Below are 19,468 nucleotides of genomic sequence, written 5' to 3'. Positions count from 1 at the left end.
CATGAGCCACAGCGACGCCGACGTGCACGCCCCGGCCAGGGCCGGCGCTGCCGAACGCCGCACCCGGCTGCGCCAGTACCAGGTGCAGCTGCTCGAACGCATGCAGGCAGCGCGCGCCAATACCGGCGCCGCCGTCAACCAGCTCGGCGTGCAGATCGGCGCCGCCCGCTACCTGCTCGACCTGACCCAGGCCGGCGAGATCGTGCCGGTGCCGCCGCTGACCGCGGTGCCGCTGACGCAGCCGTGGTACCTGGGCCTGGCCAACATCCGCGGCAACCTGGTCGGCGCGATCGACCTGGCCCGCTACCTGGGCCTGGGCGACACCGCAACGGGCGCCGACAGCCGCATCGTCACTTTCGCCGGCGCGCTGGGATTCAACTGCGGCCTGCTGGTGTCGCGCGTGTACGGCCTGCGCCACGCGGGCGGCATGCAAGCGTCGGACGGGCGCCTGCGCGACGCCGACGGCAACGAATGGACCGCGCTGGACCTGGCGGCGCTGGTCGCCGACGAGCGTTTTTTGCACGTCGGCCTGTAAACCAATCATCGAAAAAATGGTCTTACCTTCATAGGGACTGGAGCTGCAATGGGATTCGCCTCGAAACTGTCAATGGGTTTTTCGCCAAAGGCCAAGCCGGAACACGAGGTCGCGCTGACTTCGCCCGATACCCAGTACGGCGCCAAGCCGGCGCCCCGCCTCGAGGCGGTGCCCGACAGCGCCGAGGCGCCGGGCGACGAAGCGGCCAGCCCCCTGAGCCTGGGCGGCATCATGCGCCGCAAGCGCGCGGCCGCCACGCCAGCGGAAGAAGCGCAGGAACTGCAGCTGCCCTTCATCGGCCACCTGTCGCTGGCGCGCCAGCTGCGCATCCTGCTGGTCACCTTCGTCATCGGCATCCTGCTCACCATCGTGGCGCTGTGGCAGAACTCCGCCTCCAACGTGATCGCCTCGGCCCAGACCCAGATCGCTTCCGATGCGCTGATGCACTCGCAGCGGGTCGGTAAGGCGGCGCCGAACGCCATTCAGGGCAGCCCGGAAGCGTTCACCCAGCTCGACGAAAGCCGCATCGAGCTGACCCGCGACCTGAACCTGCTGGCGCACGGCGGCGAATTCGCCGGCCACCGCATCCCGTCGCCGTCGATCGGCATGGCCAGGACCCTGGCGGCCGCGCGCGCCAAATGGGTAGCCTCCGACAACGCCGCCGGCACCATCCTGAAAATGAAGACCGAGCTGACCGGCTTCAAGGCCACCCTGAAGCAGCTCGATGACCTGTCGCCGCAGCTGCTCGGGATGACCGACGAACTGCTGACGCAGAAAACGGCGCGCGGCGGCAGCCCGCGCGAACTGGCCGCGATCGGCCGCATGATGATGCTGACTCAGCGCCTGTCGCGTAGCGCCAGCGAATTCCTCACCTCCGGCGGCATCCGTGCCGACACCGCGTTCCAGCTGGGCCGCGACACCGGCATCGTGCGCTCCACCATCGATGGCTTCCTGAACGGCAGCGATGCACTGGGCCTGGGCGCGGTGCGCGATCCCGAAATGCGCGACAAGCTGGTGCAGATCAAGGCCAGGTTCGACGTCTACCAGAAGCTGGTGTCCTCGATCCTTGACAACCTGCCGCGCTTCACCGCGGCGAAGGGCGCCGAGCAGTCGATCTTTTTCGAGAACGAAGGCATCCGCAAGCTGCTGTCGGACGTGCAGTCCACCTACCGCAACAACCAGGACTCGACCGACTCGTGGTTCTGGCTGATGGTGATCTCGTCGATCTTCACGCTCGCCGTGGCCGGCAGTATCAGCCGCGTGATGCTGCAGGATTCGCGCAACCGCACCCGCGGCGCCGACAGCCGCCGCGCCGAAGCCGAAGCGCTGCGCCTCCTGTCGCAAGCGAAGGAAGAAGAAGCCAAGGCCACCAACGACCAGAACCAGGCCGCGATTTTGCGCCTGATGAACGAACTGCAGGAAGTGGCGGACGGCGACCTCACCGTGCACGCCACCGTGTCCGAGGACATCACCGGCGCGATCGCCGACTCGGTCAACTACACCGTGGAAGAATTGCGCGGGCTGGTCGAGCGCGTGACCAACACGGCCGAGCAGGTGACGTCGCAGTCGACCCACGCACAGAACATCTCGACCGAGCTGCTGTCGGCAACGCAGCAGCAGTCGCGCGAGATCCAGGACGCGTCGGCCACCGTTCTCAAGATGGCGAGCGAAATTACCGACGTGTCGAAGTCGGCCAACGAGTCGGCCGAAGTGGCGCGCCAGTCGGTGGCGGCGGCGCACCAGGGTTCGACCGCGGTGGAAAACGCCATCAAGGGCATGCACGAGATTCGCGAGCAGATCCAGGAAACCTCCAAGCGCATCAAGCGGCTGGGCGAATCGTCGCAGGAGATCGGCGAGATCACCGAGCTCATTTCCGACATTACCGAGCAGACCAACGTGCTGGCGCTGAACGCGGCGATCCAGGCCGCGTCGGCCGGCGAGGCGGGACGCGGCTTCTCCGTCGTGGCCGAAGAGGTGCAGCGGCTGGCGGAACGCTCGGCCGAAGCGGCCAAGCAGATCGGCGCACTGGTGCGCACCATTCAGACCGACACCCACGACGCCGTGGCCGCAATGGAAAAATCGACCCAGGGCGTGGTCGAGGGAGCGCGCCTGTCGGACGCCGCCGGCGCCGCGCTGAACGACATCTCGGGCGTGTCGAACCGCCTCGCGGAGCTGATCCAGGGCATCTCGTTCGCCACCGGCCTGCAGGCGACGTCGGCCAACGGCGTGGCGCACAACATCCAGCATATCCTGTCGGTCACCGAGCATACCCAAGACGGCACGATGCAGACCGCCGAATCGATTCGCCAGCTCTCGACGCTGGCGCAGGAACTGAAAAACTCGGTATCGCGCTTCCGCGTCGCCGCCTAAGGACTGCCCGACATGACTGATTTTTCGCACGCGCCGCAATTCGATACGGGGCCGCTGTCCTGGGTGATCGGCGAGATCCGCGATGCGCTGGGCCGCTCGCGCACCGCGCTCGACGAAGCGAAAGAGCGCGGCGCCGACGCCCGCGCCACCTCGCTGCAGCATGCGAAGACCCATTTGCACCAGGCCCACGGCGCGCTGCAGATGGTCGACGTCGAAGGCGTCGGCCTGATGACCCAGGCGTGCGAGCAGGCGCTCGAGCGCATGCGCGACGGCAGCCTTGAATGCAACGACGTCAACTGCGCCGCGGTGGCCGACGGCTACCAGGCCGTCATCGAATATCTCGACGAACTGCTGGCCGGCGCCGCGCCCCAGCCGGCGCGCCTGTTTCCGTACTACCGCGCGCTGCAGGAAGCGCTGGGCGCCCAGCGCATCCATCCGTCCGACCTGCTGTTCGTCGACCTGTCGGTCAAGGTCAACCTGCCGCCGCACGCGGCGCCTGCCGCGCCCGATTACGCGGCCTGCCGCGCGCGTTTCGAAAAAGCCCTGCTGCCGTTCCTGAAAAGCGCCGAGCCCGAAGCGCAGCGCAGCAACGCGCTGGCGCTGCAGGAAGCGATCGCGCTGGTCGAAGACGCGCAGCAGGACGCGCCCGCGCGCACCTTCTGGATGGCGATGCGCTGCTTCGCCGAGCTGGTCGCCAGCGGCCAGCTTGCCAGCGACCTGTATGTCAAGCAGCTGTTCGGCCTGATCAACCTGCAGATCCGCCGCCTGTCGCAAGGGCAGGGCAGCCTGCCCGAAGCGATGCTGCGCGACGCGCTGTTCTTCATCGCCGCCGCCAGCGCACCGAGCGCCGACGCGCAGCTGCTGCGCCGCGCTTACGGACTGGCCGGCGTGGTGCCGCCCGATTACGACAGCCGCCGCTACGGCCGCATCGATCCGCAGGCCCTGAAAACCGCGAAGGATGCGCTGGCCCAGACCAAGTCCGGCTGGGACCGCATTTCCAGTGAATCCGACGTCAAGCTGGAAGACGGCTTCAACCAGGCGCTGGCGACGCTGGCCGGCGCCAGCGAACAACTGGGCGCCCCGGCGCTGGCGCAGCTGCTGCGCGAGCTGGGACGCGCCGCCAGCGACTCGATCGCCTCTGGGCGCAGCGACCAGTTCAGCATGGAGATGGCCACCGCGATGCTGTTCGTCGAGCATGGCCTCGACCAGGTGCGCCAGCTGCCGGCCGATTTCGAAGAGCACGCCGAAGTCGTCGGTGCGCGCCTGCTGGCGCTGGCCGCCGGCGAAACGCCGCCGGAAGCGCCGCAGTGGCAGGGCGACCTGTCGCGCCAGATCCAGCAGGGCCAGACCGTGGCCGTGCTAGCCGGCGAAATGAAGACCGGCCTGCGCCAGGTGGAAAAGGCGCTCGACGACTACTACGCCGATGCGGCAAAGCGCCCGGCGCTGGCCGACATCGACCCGGTGCTGTACCAGCTGCAGGGCGCGCTGGCGATCCTCGACCAGAACCAGGCAATGCGCGCGGCCCAGCACGTGAAGGCCGCGGTTCGAGCGCTCGCCTCGGGCGAGGGCTCGCCGGAAGCGCAGGCCGAGTCGCTGCAGAACATCGCGCAGAACGTCGGCGCGCTCGGCTTCTTCATCGACATGCTGGGCCAGAATTTCGACGCCGCCAAAAACCGTTTCCGCTTCGACGAGCCTGAGGCCATGTTCCGCGAGGTGCCGTTCGAGAAAGCCGTCGCCGGCGACACGCCGTTCGATGTCGAGCCGGCCCCGGTCGCCGCGGAACCTGAACCCCAGCCGGCGCCGGTCGAAGTTGCCGCGCCTGTGGTCCAGGAAGAGGACGCGGTCGAAGCCGAACTGCTCGAGATCTTCATTTCGGAAGCGCAGGAAGTGCTGGCCTTCGTGGCCGAGACGCTGCCATCGGCCATGGCCGAGCCGTCGAACCAGGAAACGCTGACCAAACTGCGCCGCTCCTTCCACACCCTCAAGGGCAGCGGCCGCATGGTCGGCCTGACCCGCTTCGCCGATGGCGGCGCCGCCGTCGAGCGCGTGATGAATGCGTGGCTATCCGACTCGCGCGACGCGACGCCCGACCTGCTGGCGCTGCTGGACTACGCCGCGAAGGACATGGCGGCCTGGGTCGACGAACTGGCCGCGACGGGCGCCTCGGCGCGCAGCAGCGCCGCGCTGGTCGACGCCGCCGCCGTGGTGCAGGAGGGTGGCGCGTTCACGCCGGGCGCCGTCGCGCTGCCTGGCGCCGAAGCAGCGCCTGAACAGCAGGAAGAGCCGGAAGTCATCGACATGGCCATGCCGTTCGAGTTTGACGAGCCGGAAACCGAGCCGGAACCGGAGCCGGAACCGGAACCCGCGCCGGTCGCGGCATCGGGCGGCCAGGTCATCGAATTCCCTGGGGCCACCGCGCCGCGCGCCGCGCCCCCCGAAGACAACATGCGCCGTTTCGGCGACCTTGAAATCCCGCTGCCGCTGTATAACATCTACCTCGCCGAGACCGACGAGTTGATGCGCGTGTTGACCCAGGACTTCGGCGAATGGCGCCACGAGCCGTTCCGCGCGGTTTCCGATGCCGCGCTGAAGGCCTCGCATACGCTGGCCGGCACGTCCGCCACCGTCGGCTTCAAGGCGCTGCGCGAAGTCGCGCACGGCCTCGAAATGGCATTGCTGGCGCTGGCCGATCCGTCGCCGCAACTGGCCGACACGCAGCGCGACCTGCTCGACGAGGCGCTCGAGTGCGCGCGCCAGATGCTGCGCCGGTTCGCCCAGGGCGAGCTCGCGCCGGCCCAGCCGGAACTGGTGCAGCGGCTGGCGGAACTGCGCGACACCCTCATCGCGAACCTGCCTGAAGCCGCGCCGGTCGCCGAGGACGAAGCGCCGCGCGCCGACCCCGCCATCGAAGCGATCGACCACATGCACGGCGACGGCTTCGACGACAGCTTCGACGAACCGATGCTGCTGCAGGCCGCGCCCGACGCGGAACTGCTGCTGCCGGAAGCCGGGCTCGAGCCGGAACTGATATCCGTTCCCGAGGCGTTTGCTGCCCTGCCCGAGCCGGTGGCCGAAGCCGTGGCGGCGCCAATGGAAACGGTGTATCGCGACGACCTCGATCCCGACCTGCTGCCGGTATTTCTCGAAGAAGCGGCCGATCTGTTCCCTGCGCTCGGCGACGGCCTGCGCAAGTGGCAGCAGAACCCGGCCGACGTGGCGCCGGCGCAGAACCTGCTGCGCACGCTGCACACCGTCAAGGGCAGCGCGCGGATGGCGGGCGCGATGCGCCTCGGCCAGCACACCCACGAGATCGAAACGCAGATCGAAAACATGGTGCACGCCGGGACCACGACCCCGGCCGCCTTCGACGAACTGCTGGCCAACTACGACCACGCGCTGCTGCTGCTCGAGCAACTGCAGCAGCCGGCCGCGCCCGCGCTTGCGGCGCCGGGCGATGCTACGCATTCCGTAGCGCCGGAACTGGCGCCGGTCGCGCCGGCCCGCACCGCGCTGGTGCGCGTGCGCGCCGACATCCTCGACCGCCTGGTCAACCAGGCCGGCGAAGTATCGATCACGCGCTCGAAGCTGGAAAACCAGGTCGGTTCGCTCAAGACCTCGCTGTCGGACTTCTCGGAGAACCTCGCTCGCCTGTCGCGCCAGCTGCGCGAAGTCGAAATGCAGGCCGAATCGCAGATCGCCTCGCGCATGTCGATCTCCAGCGAGCGCGAATTCGACCCGCTCGAATTCGACCGCTTCACCCGCCTGCAGGAACTGACGCGGATGATGGCCGAAAGCGTCAACGACGTCGCCTCCTTCCACGAGAGCCTGTCGCGCACGGTGGACGCCGCGAGCGCCGACTTGGTGCAGCAGTCGCGTCTGACGCGCGACCTGCAGCGCGACCTGATGCGGGTACGGATGGTGCCGTTCTCCAGCCTGTCCGAACGCCTGTTCCGGATTGCGCGCCAGAGCGCGAAAGAACTCGACAAGCGCGTCAACCTCGACATCCGCGGCAGCGCGGTCGAAATCGACCGCAGCGTGCTGGAACAGATGGCGGCGCCGTTCGAACACCTGCTGCGCAACGCGATCGTGCACGGCATCGAATCGCGCGAGCGGCGCGGCGCTGCCGGCAAGGCCGAAACCGGCGAGCTGCTGGTGCAGGCCAGCCAGCAGGGTAACGAAGTGGTCATTCAATTCAGCGACGACGGCGCGGGCCTCGACCTGGCCAGGATCCGCGCCAAGGCGCGCAGCGCGGGCCTGCTGGCCGAAGGCGCCGAGATCAGCGACCACGAAGCGGCCGACCTGATTTTCGAGCCGGGCTTTTCGACCGCCGATTCGCTGACCGAACTGGCCGGTCGCGGCGTCGGCATGGACGTGGTGCGCTCGGAGGCGCAGGCGCTGGGCGGCCGGGTCGAGATCGAATCGACGCCGGGCCAGGGTGCGCGTTTCACCATCCACCTGCCGCTGACGCTGGCGGTCACGCAGGTCGTGCTGACGGCGAGCGCCGGCAAGACCTACGCGCTGCCGTCGATCCTGGTAGAGCAGGTGCTGCAGATGAAGGAAGCGGCGCTGGCCGAGGCGCAGGCCGCCGGCTTCGTTCAGTTCCAGGGACAGAAAGTGGCGCTGCACTACCTGCCGTCGCTGCTGGGCGACCGTGAAGCCCGGCCGCTGGCGCAGCGTTCGATGCCGGTCATGATCCTCAAGAGCGGTGCGGACCGGCTGGCGGTGCAGGTTGACGACGTGCTGGGCAACCGCGAGGTCGTCATCAAGAACATCGGCCCGCAGCTGTCGCGCATGATCGGCATTGCCGGCGCCACCGTGCTCGGTTCCGGCGAGATCGTCCTGATCCTCAACCCGGTGGCCTTGTCGCTTCACGCCGCGCATCATCCCGGCGTGCTGGGAGCGGAACCGGCCGCGCCAGGCGTGGAGCCGGCCGGCCGCGATGCGGTGATCATGGTGGTGGACGATTCGCTCACCGTGCGCCGCGTCACCCAGCGCCTGCTCGAACGCGAAGGCTACAGGGTAATCCTGGCCAAGGACGGCGTCGATGCGCTCGAGCACCTGCAGGAGACGATTCCCGACCTGATGCTAGTCGATATCGAGATGCCGCGCATGGACGGCTTCGACCTGACGCGCAACATCCGCGGCAACGACAGCACGCACGCGGTGCCGATCATCATGATCACCTCGCGCACCGCGGACAAGCACCGCAACTACGCGCTCGACCTGGGCGTGAACGCCTACTTCGGCAAGCCCTTCCAGGAAGACATGCTGCTGGCGGCGATCGCAGGCCTGCTCAAGCGCGAAATGCCGGCTTAAGGTCCAAGATGGAGTCAGGTTCGCAGGACCAGACCCCGCTGCAGCCGGCGCCGCGTCACGAAGTCGGGGTCTGGTCCTGCGGACCTGACCCCGCTGCAGCTGGCGCCGCGTCACGAAGTCGGGGTCTGGTCCTGCGGACCTGACCCCATTTTTTTCACTACCGCATACCTTTCCAGCGTCTTCGCGCGTGCCTCGGCATGATCGACGATCGCCGGCACGTGCGCGCCGGGCAAATGGATTTCCTTGTCGTCCAGGTCCTTCAGCTGCGGCAGCCAGTGCCGGATAAATTCACCGCGCCGGTCGAACTTCTCCGACTGCGTGACCGGATTGAAGATGCGGAACCACGGCTGCGCGTCGCAGCCCGACGACGCGGCCCATTGCCAGCCGCCGTTGTTCGACGCCAGCTCGTAGTCGTTCAGGTGCAGCGCGAAATAGCGCTCGCCCCAGCGCCAGTCGATGCCCAGATCCTTTACCAGAAAGCTGGCGGCGACCATACGCAGGCGGTTGTGCATGAACCCCGTGCGGTTGATCTGCGCCATCGCCGCGTCCACCAGCGGATAGCCGGTGCGTCCTTCGCACCAGGCGGCAAACGCTTCCTCGGCGCCCGGGCCGGACTCCCATTCGATCGCGTCGAAGGCCGGCTTGAACGCGCGCTCCACCACATGCGGATAGCGGAACAGGATCATCGCGTAGAACTCGCGCCATATCAGTTCCGACAGCCACACCGGGGCGCCGGCGCCGCCCGCGCCGCTGGCCATCACCTGGTTCACCGTGCGCACCAGGTGGCGGATCGACGTGGTCCCGAAGCGCAGGTGCACCGACAGGCCGGACGTGCCGTTCACCGCCGGGTAGTTGCGCGCCTCGCCGTAGTCCGCGATGCGGGCGATGAATCCTTCGAATTGCGCCGCCGCGCCTGACATCCCCGGCTGCATGCCGGCTGCCGCCAGGTCGGCCTGCGCAAAGCCGATGTCGGAGAGCGTGGGCAGCGCCGACTCGCCGGGCGCCAGCCGCGCCGCATGCGGCTCGACCGGCCACGGGGCCAGGCACAGCGGCTCGGCCGCCATGCGCTTGAGCCACGCGTTCTTGTAGGGAGTGAAGACGGAGTAGGGCTGGCCGGCGAGCGTCAGCACCTCGTCCTTCTCGAAGATGACCTGGTCCTTGAAGCTGCAGAACTGGCGCCCGTCCGCGGCCAGCGCGGCGGCAACGGCCGCGTCGCGCGCGATCGCCTGCGGCTCGTAGTCGCCGTTGGCGAACACCGCATCGACCCCGAGTTCGGCGGCCAGCCGCACAATCTCGTCCTGCGCAATAGCGTGGCGCACGATCAGGTGGCCGCCCAGCTGGCGCAATTCGGCCTCCAGTTCGGCCAGGCTGGCATGGATGAAGGAAAAGCGGCGGTCATGGCGTGGCAGCGGATCGAGAATCGCCTTGTCGTAGATGAACGCGCAATACACCAGGTTCGACGAAATTAGCGCCTGATGCAGTGCAGCATGGTCGAACGCCCGCAGATCGCGCCGGAACCAGACCATTGATTTGTGGAATTTCATTTCTCGTGTGCAAGGTCAAAGGAGGAGGGAGTTTTAATCGCTACGATGGCATTGACCGGCGCGATACAGCGCTTCAAATGGCCACAGGCGCAAATCAGTGTAAACTATTGAAAAGTCCGAACTTGTAATCCGGATACTAGCAGGCAATACAGAAAGCAAGCCGGGAGAAAGTGACGCGTATGAAGAAGAGCAAGGTTGACCAAACGCTATCGATGCCGGGGCTGCCACGCGATCATGACGGCGAACTGGGCAGCACCATCGCGCCTTCTTCTTCCGCTTTCAACCTGGCCAACCACTTCCTGATCGCCATGCCGTCGATGCAGGATCCCGTTTTCGGCGGCACCGTCGTCTACATCTGCGAGCACAACGACAACGGCGTGCTCGGCGTCGTCATCAACAAGCCGACCGACATGACGATGGAGATCCTGTTCGAGCGGATCGACCTGAAACTGTCCGACGGCCTGCGCACCACCGTCGTCAACGAGCCGATCATGTTCGGCGGCCCGGTGCAGGACGACCGCGGCTTCGTGCTGCACACGCCCGGCGCGCGCTACTCGTCCTCGCTGACCGTCACCGACGAAGTCGCGTTCACCACCTCGATCGACGTGCTTGAGGCGGTCGCCGCCGGCGACGGCCCGCAGCGCATGCTGGTGTCGATCGGCTACTCGGGCTGGAGCCCGGGCCAGCTGGAAGAGGAGATCGGCCGCAACGGCTGGCTGACGGTGGGCGCCGACGCCCACGTGCTGTTCGACCTGCCGGTCGAGGAGCGCTATACCGCCGCCATCAAACTGCTCGGCATCGATCCGATGATGCTCGCGCTCGAGGCCGGCCACGCCTGATGGTGGAAATCGTTTTCGGCTTCGACTTCGGCATCAAGCGTATCGGCATCGCCATGGGGAACACCCTGACCGGGCAGGCGCAGCCGCTGTCCGTCGTCAAGGCGATCGACAACGCCACCCGCTTCGCCCAGATCGGCGCGCTGGTCGCCGAATGGAAGCCGGCGCGCCTGGTGGTGGGCGAACCGCGCCATCCGGACGGCGCCGAGCACGAGATGACGCTGCGCTGCCGGCGCTTCGCCAACCAGCTGCACGGCCGCTTCAACCTGCCGGTGGAACTGGTCGACGAGCGCTATTCCTCGGCCGTGATCCAGGCGAAGCGCGGCGAAGTCATCGACGCGAAAGCCGCCGCAATCATTTTGCAACAATACTTTGACGACCATGCCAACAACTACTAAAGCATTCGACGCCGAGGCGCTGTATCGCGACCTGCTCGGACAGGTGAAGGCCGGCCTGTCCGGCGTGGCCGACGTGGCCATCGTCGGCATCCATTCGGGCGGCGCCTGGCTGGCCGAGCGGCTGGCCGCGGACCTGGGCCTGCAGGCGCGCCTCGGCTTCATCGACGTTTCGTTCTACCGCGACGACTACGCGAAGAAGGGCCTGCACCCGGATGTCAAGCCGACCCAGATCGGCTTCAACGTCGATCGCGCCACCATCATGCTGGTCGACGACGTGCTGTTCACCGGGCGCACCACGCGCGCGGCGATCAACGTGCTGTTCGACTACGGGCGCCCGGCGCGCATCATGCTCGCGGCGCTGGCCGACCGCGGCGGACGCGAACTGCCGGTGGCGGCCGATTTCGTCGCCGCCCACGTGCCGCTTGAGCCGCAGCAGTCGCTGGCGCTGCAGCGCGCCGCCGACGGAACTCTTTCGCTCACCATTGAAGACGACCATGCTTAATCCGCAACTGAACAAACACGGCGAACTGCAGCACCTGCTCACCATCGAAGGATTGCCCAAGGCGATCGTCAACCACATCCTCGACACCGCTTCGTCCTTCGTCGGCATCTCCGACCGCGAGGTCAAGAAGGTGCCCCTGATGCGCGGCAAGAGCGTATTCAATCTGTTCTTCGAAAACTCGACCCGCACCCGCACCACCTTCGAGATTGCGTCGAAGCGCCTGTCGGCCGACGTGATCAACCTGAACATCTCGGCCTCCTCGGCCAGCAAGGGCGAGTCGCTGCTCGACACCATCGACAACCTGGCGGCGATGCACGCCGATATGTTCGTGGTGCGCCACGCGCAGTCGGGCGCGCCCTACCTGATCGCCAAGCACCTGATCGACACGAAGCAGAGCCACGTCCACGTGGTCAACGCCGGCGACGGCCGCCACGCGCACCCGACCCAGGGCCTGCTCGACATGTACACGATTCGCCACTACAAGAAGGACTTCACCAACCTGACGGTGGCGATCGTCGGCGACATCCTGCACAGCCGGGTGGCGCGCTCGGACATCCACGCCCTGACCACGCTGGGCGTGCCGGAAGTGCGCGCGATCGGCCCGCACACCCTGCTGCCGGGCGGCCTCGATCAGATGGGCGTGCGCGTGTTTACCGACATGGACGAAGGCCTGAAGGGCGTCGACGTGATCATCATGCTGCGCCTGCAGAGCGAGCGCATGAGCGGCGCGCTGCTGCCCTCGGCGCAGGAGTACTTCAAGAGCTACGGCCTGACGCCCGAGCGCCTGGCGCTGGCCAAGCCGGACGCGATCGTGATGCACCCGGGGCCGATGAACCGCGGCGTCGAAATCGATTCGGCGGTGGCCGACGGCGCGCAGGCGGTGATCCTGCCGCAGGTGACCTTCGGCATCGCGGTGCGGATGGCGGTAATGAGCATTTTGGCGGGAACCCACGGATGAAACTGCATATCAAGAACGGGCGGCTGATCGACCCGGCAAATAAAATCGACGCAAAGCGCGACCTGTTTATCGACGACGGCAAAGTGGCCGCCGTCGGCGACGCGCCGGCCGGCTTCATTGCCGACCACACGATCGACGCCGCCGGCCTGGTGGTGGCGCCCGGCCTGGTGGACCTGTCGGCGCGCCTGCGCGAGCCCGGCTACGAATACAAGGCCACCCTGGAGTCCGAAATGCAGGCGGCGATGCAGGGCGGCGTGACCTCCCTGGTGTGCCCGCCCGACACCGATCCGGTGCTGGACGAACCGGGCCTTGTCGAAATGCTCAAGCACCGCGCGCGCGGCCTGAACCAGGCCCACGTGCATCCGCTGGGCGCGCTGACGATGGGCCTGAAGGGCCAGGCGCTGACCGAGATGGCCGAACTGACGGAGGCCGGCTGCATCGGCTTCGCGCAGGCCGAGGAGCCGATCGAGGACACCACGGTGCTGCTGCGCGCGCTGCAGTATGCCAAGACCTTCAACTACACCGTCTGGCTGCGCCCGCAGGACGCGCACATCGGCCGCGGCGGCATCGCCCACAGCGGTCCGCTGGCCTCGCGCCTGGGCCTGGCCGGCGTGCCGGTGATGTCCGAGACGATCGCGCTGCACACCATCTTCGAACTGGTGCGGGCCACCGGCGCGCGCGTGCACCTGTGCCGCATGTCGTCCGCCGCCGGCCTCGAACTGGTGCGCGCGGCCAAGAAGGAAGGGCTGCCCGTCACCTGCGACGTCGGCGTGCACCACATCCACATGACCGACGCCGACATCGGCTTCTTCGATTCGAACGCGCGCGTGACGCCGCCGTTTCGCAGCCAGCGCGACCGCGACGCGATCCGCGCGGGCCTGGCCGACGGGCTGATCGACGCGGTCTGCTCGGACCACACGCCGGTGGACGACGACGAGAAACTGCTGCCGTTCGGCGAAGCCTCGCCCGGCGCCACCGGGCTGGAACTGCTGCTGTCGCTGACGCTGAAGTGGGCCGACGACCATGGCGGCGCGCTGCCGCTGGCGCTGTCCAAGGTAACCTGCGACGCCGCGCGGGTAGCGGGCCTGGCGGCCGGCCGGCTCGACGTGGGCGCCTTGGCGGACGTGGTGCTGTTCGATCCGGCGGCGCGCTGGAAGGTCGAGCGCCAGGCGCTGGCCAGCCAGGGCAAGCACACGCCGTTCGCCGGCTACGAGCTGGCAGGGCAGGTGATGGCCACCATCGTGGCCGGCCAGGTGGCGTGGGAGCGCAAGCTGCGCTGATGCTTGAGGAGTCAAGTGGGCGTCGCACAAAGGCCCGTTGACCTTTAGACCGTCATACCCGCGCAGGCGGGTATCCATGCCGAGCATGCAGTCGTGGAAAAGCGCGCTCACTATGGGTACCTGCCTTCGCAGGTACGACGGCGCAAATTCCAACCCCGACCGCAAAAACACCACAGTCGCAGGCGCCGCGCGGCTGTTTTGGTCGCGCGGCGCCGCGCATGACGGTAAAATCCTGCTGCTGCGCAGCGCGATGACTGCACCAGCCGTCATCCATTGGTGTCATTTGAATATCCAGTCCGCCTTCCGCCTGTTCCGCGTCTTCCTCCATTTGTTCCAGGGCCTCACCATCTGCGCGCTGGTGTTTCCGTTCGCCGGCGCCGTGCGCCGCGACGCGCAGATCCGTCGCTGGTCGCGCCGCCTGCTGGCCATCTGCGGCGTGACCGTCGAGCAGCAGGGCGAAGCGCTCGAGCACGCGCTGGTGGTCGCCAACCATGTCTCCTGGCTCGACATCTTCGTCATCAATTCGCTGCAGCCATGCCGCTTCGTCGCCAAGGCCGAGATCCGTTCGTGGCCGGTGCTGGGATGGCTGGTCGCGCAGGCCGGCACGGTGTTCATCGCGCGCGGCAGCCGGCGCGACCTGCGCCACACCTTCAAGGGCATCGTCACCAGCCTGCAGCAGGGCGAGCGGGTGGCGTTCTTCCCGGAGGGGACCACCGCGGCGCAGGGCGGGATCCTGCCGTTCCACGCCAACCTGTTCGAAGCGGCGATCGACGCCAAGGTGATGGTGCAGCCGTACGCAATCGCGTACGTCGATGACGCCGGCGGGCTGCATCCGACGGTGGACTTCACCGGCGACATGAGCTTCGCCGCCAGCATGATGGCGATCCTTTCGGGGCCGCCCATTTGCGCGCGGCTGGAATGCCTGGCGCCGCTCGACGCGCGCGGCGCGCACCGGCGCGAGCTTGCCGACAGTGCGCAGCAGGCGGTGGCGCGGGCGCTGGCGCGCTAGCCTTTCTCTTTGCCGGCGTGCTGCTGGTACTCGGGGCAATCGACCTGCAGCAGCGCGCGGTTCTCCAGGCAGACGGCGGAGAGCTTCCCGCCCCACACGCAGCCGCTGTCGAGCCCAATCACGTCATCGCGCAGCAGCAGCCCGAGCGCGGACCAGTGGCCGAACACCACCGTGACGTCCAACGTGCGTCGGCCCGGCAGCTCGAACCACGGCAGCAGGCCCGAGCCTTCCGGCGCGCCCGCATTCTCCTTGTGGCCGAACACCATCACGCCGTCGGGCGTGCAAAAACGCATGCGCGTGAATGCGTTGACGATGCAGCGCCAGCGCGCCACGCCCGCCAGGCTGTCGTCCCAGCGGTCCGGCTGGTTGCCGTACATCTGGCCGAGGAAGTCGCGCCAGTCCGGGCCGCGCAGCACGGCCTGCACTTCCGCCGCCAGCGCCATCGCCTGGCCGGCCGTCCACTGCGGCAGCACGCCGGCATGGAACAGCAGGTGCTGGCCGGCCATCACCGCCAGCGGACGGCGCCGCAGCCAGTCCATCAGCGCATCGCGGTCGGGCGCGGCGAGGATCTCGTCGAAGGTGTCCGACTTCGACGCCTTCTGCGCGCCGCAGGCCACCGCCAGCAGGTGCAGGTCGTGATTGCCGAGCACCGCCTCGATGCGTCCTCCGCTGCTTTCGCACAGCGCCGCAACCTTGCGCAGCGCGTCGAGCGAGGCGGGGCCGCGGTTGACCAGGTCGCCGACGAACACGATCGCGCAGTCGCCGCCGGCGTCGAGAGCGATCCGGTCGAGCAGGAGCTGGGCTTCGTGCATGCAACCTTGCAGGTCGCCGATGGCATAGGTTTTCATGGGGCGGCGAATTAATGACGGTGGGGCGCAAGTTTCACATAGAATTGGGTTTTCGTCACATGCACGATCAGCAATGCGCGGAAAGCTCGGCCGCGTTTTACTCTACAAGGTCAATCCCATGAAAGTCACTCCGACCGCAATCCCCGAAGTGCTGGTGCTGGATCCCCAGGTGTACGGCGACCAGCGCGGCTTCTTCTTCGAAAGCTTCAATGCGCGCCGGTTCGAGGAAATCACCGGCCAGCGCGTCAATTTCGTTCAGGACAATCACTCGAAATCGGCCAGGGGCGTATTGCGCGGACTGCACTACCAGATCAGCCAGCCGCAGGGGAAACTGGTGCGCGTTACCGCCGGAACGGTGTTCGACGTGGTGCTCGACCTGCGCGCGGCGTCGCCGTTTTTCGGGCGCTGGGTCGGCGTCGAGCTGTCGGCCGAAAACCGGCGCCAGATCTGGGTTCCGCCCGGTTTCGCGCACGGCTTCGTCGTCACCAGCGACAGCGCCGAATGCCAGTACAAGAGCACCGATTACTGGGCGCCCGAATACGAACGCTCGATCCTGTGGAGCGATCCGGCGCTGGCGATCGACTGGCCGCTGACGGGCGAGCCGATCGTGTCGGCCAAGGACAGCCGTGGAACGCTGCTGGCGGACGCCGAAGTATTCTCGTAAAGAATGCGCCGCATTGGCGCCCGACGTGGAAATGGCGGACGCGCCTGCGTGCGCCACCGATAAAACCGAAACGGGTTTCCGAATAAGGGCGGCGCAATGACGCACCCCGCAATGCCGCGCGGCGCATGCCGGATTTTATAGAAAAATAAATGTTTTCTTTTCTCGTCAGCTTCTTTTTTTCGGCCCTGTTGACCCTGTTCGTGATCAAGCAGGTGCGTTTGCATGGGCGTGCGCTCGATTCGGATTTCGCCGCGGTACAGAAAGTCCACGCGCATAAGGTGGCGCGAATTGGCGGTATTCCAATTTTTATAGCGGTTTTGTGCGGCGCCGCCATTTCGATCTGGCGGGTAACGGCGCTGGCGAATCCGCTGTTATCCCTGCTGCTGTGTTCCTCAATCGCCTTTATGGGTGGAATAGCGGAAGACTATACCGGCAAAGTGAGTGCGGCCCGGCGCCTGCTATTAACCATGGCGGCGGCGCTGCTGGCGTATTACCTGATAGACGCCAGGCTCGACCGTATCGATATTCCTTTCGGCTCCTGGCAGCTGCGCCACGCCTGGCTGATATTGCCGCTGACGGTGCTGGCGGTGGCGGGAATTGCAAATGCCGTCAATATCATCGACGGGTTTAACGGACTGGCCAGCGTGGTCACCATTTGCATGCTGATGTCGCTCGCCTATGTCGCGGCGCAGGTGGGCGATGTTTTCGTGGTGGTCACCGCGCTGATCGTGGCCGGCGCCACCGCCGGTTTCCTGATCTGGAATTATCCGGTCGGACTGATATTCCTCGGCGACGGCGGCGCCTACTTCCTCGGCTTCGTGCTGGGCGAGCTGGCGCTGCTGCTGGTGGTGCGCAATCCGCAGGTATCGACGTGGTACGCGGTATTGCTGCTGATTTATCCGGCATTCGAAACGGTATTTTCCGCTTATCGCCGCATGTTTGTGCGCGGCACCTCGCCCGCGATGCCCGACGGTATTCACCTGCATAGCCTGATTTTCCGGCGCGTGGTGCAATGGGCGGTGGGCCGGAAGGAAGGGCGCGCGCTGGTGCGGCGAAACGCCCTGACCTCGCCTTATTTATGGATGCTATCGCTGATGGCGGTAATTCCGGCCACGGTATTCTGGCGACATACCGAAGTCCTGATAGCGTTCTGTTTATTGTTTATCGTCACCTACGTATGGCTGTATGCGCGTATTGTTCGATTCAAGTCGCCGCGCTGGCTCATTTGGAGCAAGAAGGACTAGCATTTAAATGTGGTTGTAGTATATTGCGACAATTGGTGAGATTTTTGCTAATGGCGTTTAAACCCAACTCTTAAGGAACGATGATGGATCTGTCAAATATGTCGGTCGGCGATTTGCGTAATCTGCAAGACCAGATCAAGCAGGAAATGAAAAAGCGCGAGCACCAGGAAGTGGCCAAAGCGCGCGAGCAGATCCTGGCAATCGCCCAAAGCGTCGGCGTACCATTGAAGGACCTGATCGGCGCCGGCGTGCGCGCCAAGACCGGAACCGTCGCGGTGCGTTTCCGCCATCCGGATAATGCGTCGCAACAATGGACCGGCCGCGGCCGCCAGCCTAAATGGGTCAAGGAATGGGTCGAAGGCGGCAAATCGATCGACAAGCTGCGCGTGTGATTCTCCCGGAAAACCGGTATTTCCGGTTTTCCGCCCGATAGCGGCGAGATCCGCGGGTGCGCATTTCCCAAGCACCCCGCTTGCCGCTACAATACCCCCCACATTCCCGTCGCCGCCGCTCCTTTCTCCAGGATGGTGCGCGCAATTCCCCGATCCGGCCCGTTTCGCGCAAGGTAAATAATTCATGGTGGCGCTTTCAACATCGATATTCAAGGCGTACGACATTCGCGGCGTGATCGGCAAGACCCTCGACGCCGGCGTGGCGCGCCAGGTCGGCCAGGCGTTCGGCCGGGCCGTGCTGGCGAAGGGCGAGCGCAAGGTGGTGATCGGGCGCGACGGCCGCCTGTCCGGGCCGGAACTGGCCGGCGCGCTGGTGCAGGGCCTGCAGGCGGCCGGCGTCGACGTAACCGACCTGGGCGTGGTGGCGACCCCGATGCTCTACTTCGCCACCAGTGTGACCGGCGCGACCTCCGGCGTCATGGTCACGGGCAGCCACAACCCGCCCGACTACAACGGTTTCAAGATGGTGCTGGCCGGGGAAGCGATCCACGGCGAGACCATCACCGCGCTGTACCGCGACATCGCCGTCCATGACGGCCAGGTGGCGGCGCGGCAGGGCGGCTACGCCACCCATGACATCCGCGACGCGTACCTCGCCCGCATCATCGGCGACGTGAAGATCGCGCGCCCGATCAAGATCGCGGTCGACTGCGGCAACGGCGTGGCCGGCGCCTTCGCCGGCGACCTGTTTCGCGCCATGGGCTGCGAAGTGATCGAACTGTTCTGCGAGGTCGACGGCCGCTTCCCCAACCACCACCCGGATCCGGCCCATCCCGAGAACCTGCGGGACCTGATCGAATGCCTGCGCTCCGGCGACGCGGAATTCGGCATCGCCTTCGACGGCGACGGCGACCGTCTCGGCGTTGTCGCCAAGGACGGCCAGATCATCTATCCGGACCGCCAGCTGATGCTGTTCGCGGCGGACGTGCTGACCCGCCATCCGGGCGCGCAGATCCTGTACGACGTCAAATGCACGCGCCACCTGGCGCCGTGGATCGCCAGCCACGGCGGCGAGCCGCTGATGTGCCAGACCGGCCACTCGCTGATCAAGGCCAGGCTGCGCGAAACCGGCGCCCCGCTGGGCGGCGAAATGAGCGGCCATATCTTCTTCTCCGACCGCTGGTACGGTTTCGACGACGGCCTGTATGCCGGCGCGCGCCTGCTCGAGCTGCTGACCCGCGTGGCCGACCCTTCGGCGCTGCTCAACGCGCTGCCGCAGTCGGACAGCACGCCGGAGCTGCACCTGCAACTGGCCGAAGGCGAGAATGTCGCCCTGATCGACCAGTTGCGCCGCGACCCGTTCGCCGGCAGCGAGCGCATCATCACGATCGACGGCCTGCGCGTCGAGTACGCCGACGGCTTCGGCCTGGCGCGCTCGTCGAACACCACGCCGGTGGTGGCGATGCGCTTCGAGGCCGAGACCCCGGCCGCGCTGGCGCGCATCCAGGCCCAATTCCAGCGCGCGATCCTGGCCGTCCGGCCGGACGCGAAGCTTCCATTCTGATGCAAGGC

Annotated in this window: 15 protein-coding genes; 13 read left to right on the top strand and 2 right to left on the bottom strand. The window is 66.8% G+C overall.

Annotated features, from left to right (window positions below):
- The first annotated feature begins 1 nt into the window (after position 1).
- The 3 genes from Q4S45_RS16895 to Q4S45_RS16885 all read left to right on the top strand — a co-directional run bounded on the left by Q4S45_RS16895 (position 2) and on the right by Q4S45_RS16885 (position 8,221).
- Positions 2-535, top strand: a complete 534-nt coding sequence (locus Q4S45_RS16895) for a chemotaxis protein CheW (protein WP_305506241.1) — start codon at positions 2-4, stop codon at positions 533-535.
- Positions 536-607: 72 nt separating this feature from the next.
- Complete coding sequence (locus tag Q4S45_RS16890) at positions 608-2,905, top strand: methyl-accepting chemotaxis protein (RefSeq protein WP_305506239.1); 2,298 nt, start codon at positions 608-610, stop codon at positions 2,903-2,905.
- A gap of 12 nt (positions 2,906-2,917) precedes the next feature.
- Positions 2,918-8,221 carry an Hpt domain-containing protein gene (locus Q4S45_RS16885; protein ID WP_305506237.1) on the top strand — a complete coding sequence of 1,768 codons (5,304 nt, stop codon included), beginning with the start codon at positions 2,918-2,920 and terminating at the stop codon, positions 8,219-8,221.
- Between the two features lie 110 nt (positions 8,222-8,331).
- On the opposite strand, the gene Q4S45_RS16880 is transcribed toward Q4S45_RS16885, so the two are convergent.
- Positions 8,332-9,765, bottom strand: coding sequence for a deoxyribodipyrimidine photo-lyase (locus tag Q4S45_RS16880; protein WP_305506235.1), 1,434 nt, complete (start codon positions 9,763-9,765; stop codon positions 8,332-8,334).
- 179 nt (positions 9,766-9,944) lie between these two features.
- Here Q4S45_RS16880 and Q4S45_RS16875 point away from each other — a divergent pair, with 179 nt between their 5' ends.
- The 6 genes from Q4S45_RS16875 to Q4S45_RS16850 all read left to right on the top strand — a co-directional run bounded on the left by Q4S45_RS16875 (position 9,945) and on the right by Q4S45_RS16850 (position 14,748).
- The gene (locus Q4S45_RS16875) at positions 9,945-10,604 is read left to right on the top strand and encodes a YqgE/AlgH family protein (RefSeq protein ID WP_305506233.1); all 660 of its coding nucleotides are present in this window, start codon (positions 9,945-9,947) and stop codon (positions 10,602-10,604) included.
- On the top strand, positions 10,604-10,999 hold the full coding sequence (gene ruvX / locus Q4S45_RS16870; RefSeq protein ID WP_305506231.1) for a Holliday junction resolvase RuvX: 396 nt from the start codon (positions 10,604-10,606) through the stop codon (positions 10,997-10,999). Before Q4S45_RS16875 ends, ruvX begins: the two co-directional genes overlap by 1 nt.
- Positions 10,983-11,501: a bifunctional pyr operon transcriptional regulator/uracil phosphoribosyltransferase PyrR gene (gene pyrR / locus Q4S45_RS16865; RefSeq protein ID WP_305506229.1), complete on the top strand. Its 519-nt coding sequence runs from the start codon at positions 10,983-10,985 to the stop codon at positions 11,499-11,501. Before ruvX ends, pyrR begins: the two co-directional genes overlap by 17 nt.
- Positions 11,494-12,459 carry an aspartate carbamoyltransferase catalytic subunit gene (locus Q4S45_RS16860; protein ID WP_305506227.1) on the top strand — a complete coding sequence of 322 codons (966 nt, stop codon included), beginning with the start codon at positions 11,494-11,496 and terminating at the stop codon, positions 12,457-12,459. Before pyrR ends, Q4S45_RS16860 begins: the two co-directional genes overlap by 8 nt.
- Positions 12,456-13,739 carry a dihydroorotase gene (locus tag Q4S45_RS16855; RefSeq protein WP_305506225.1) on the top strand — a complete coding sequence of 428 codons (1,284 nt, stop codon included), beginning with the start codon at positions 12,456-12,458 and terminating at the stop codon, positions 13,737-13,739. The genes Q4S45_RS16860 and Q4S45_RS16855 overlap by 4 nt, the downstream gene beginning before the upstream one ends.
- 283 nt (positions 13,740-14,022) lie before the next feature.
- A complete protein-coding gene (locus Q4S45_RS16850; protein WP_305506223.1) occupies positions 14,023-14,748 on the top strand; it encodes a 1-acyl-sn-glycerol-3-phosphate acyltransferase in 726 nt (241 codons plus the stop codon).
- Here the strand turns inward: Q4S45_RS16850 and Q4S45_RS16845 are convergent.
- Positions 14,745-15,596: a symmetrical bis(5'-nucleosyl)-tetraphosphatase gene (locus Q4S45_RS16845; protein WP_305506221.1), complete on the bottom strand. Its 852-nt coding sequence runs from the start codon at positions 15,594-15,596 to the stop codon at positions 14,745-14,747. The two genes, Q4S45_RS16850 and Q4S45_RS16845, sit on opposite strands and share 4 nt — an antisense overlap.
- Positions 15,597-15,714: 118 nt before the next feature.
- Here Q4S45_RS16845 and rfbC point away from each other — a divergent pair, with 118 nt between their 5' ends.
- From rfbC to Q4S45_RS16825, 4 genes are all read left to right on the top strand, one after another.
- Positions 15,715-16,260 (top strand): dTDP-4-dehydrorhamnose 3,5-epimerase, encoded by a 546-nt coding sequence (gene rfbC, locus Q4S45_RS16840; RefSeq protein WP_305506219.1) that lies wholly within the window; start codon positions 15,715-15,717, stop codon positions 16,258-16,260.
- Between the two features lie 149 nt (positions 16,261-16,409).
- Complete coding sequence (locus tag Q4S45_RS16835; RefSeq protein WP_305506217.1) at positions 16,410-17,504, top strand: glycosyltransferase; 1,095 nt, start codon at positions 16,410-16,412, stop codon at positions 17,502-17,504.
- An 83-nt stretch (positions 17,505-17,587) separates the two neighbouring features.
- Entirely contained in the window at positions 17,588-17,896 is a 309-nt protein-coding gene (locus tag Q4S45_RS16830; RefSeq protein WP_305512133.1) for an H-NS histone family protein, read from the top strand.
- Between the two features lie 184 nt (positions 17,897-18,080).
- Positions 18,081-19,460 (top strand): phosphomannomutase/phosphoglucomutase, encoded by a 1,380-nt coding sequence (locus Q4S45_RS16825; RefSeq protein WP_305506215.1) that lies wholly within the window; start codon positions 18,081-18,083, stop codon positions 19,458-19,460.
- The last annotated feature ends 8 nt before the right edge of the window (positions 19,461-19,468 follow it).

This window comes from Massilia sp. R2A-15 (assembly GCF_030704305.1).
Taxonomy (GTDB): Bacteria; Pseudomonadota; Gammaproteobacteria; order Burkholderiales; family Burkholderiaceae_D; genus JAFCUW01.
The sequence above is the reverse complement of the archived record's forward strand: the minus strand, read 5'-3'. Positions and strand labels throughout refer to the sequence as shown.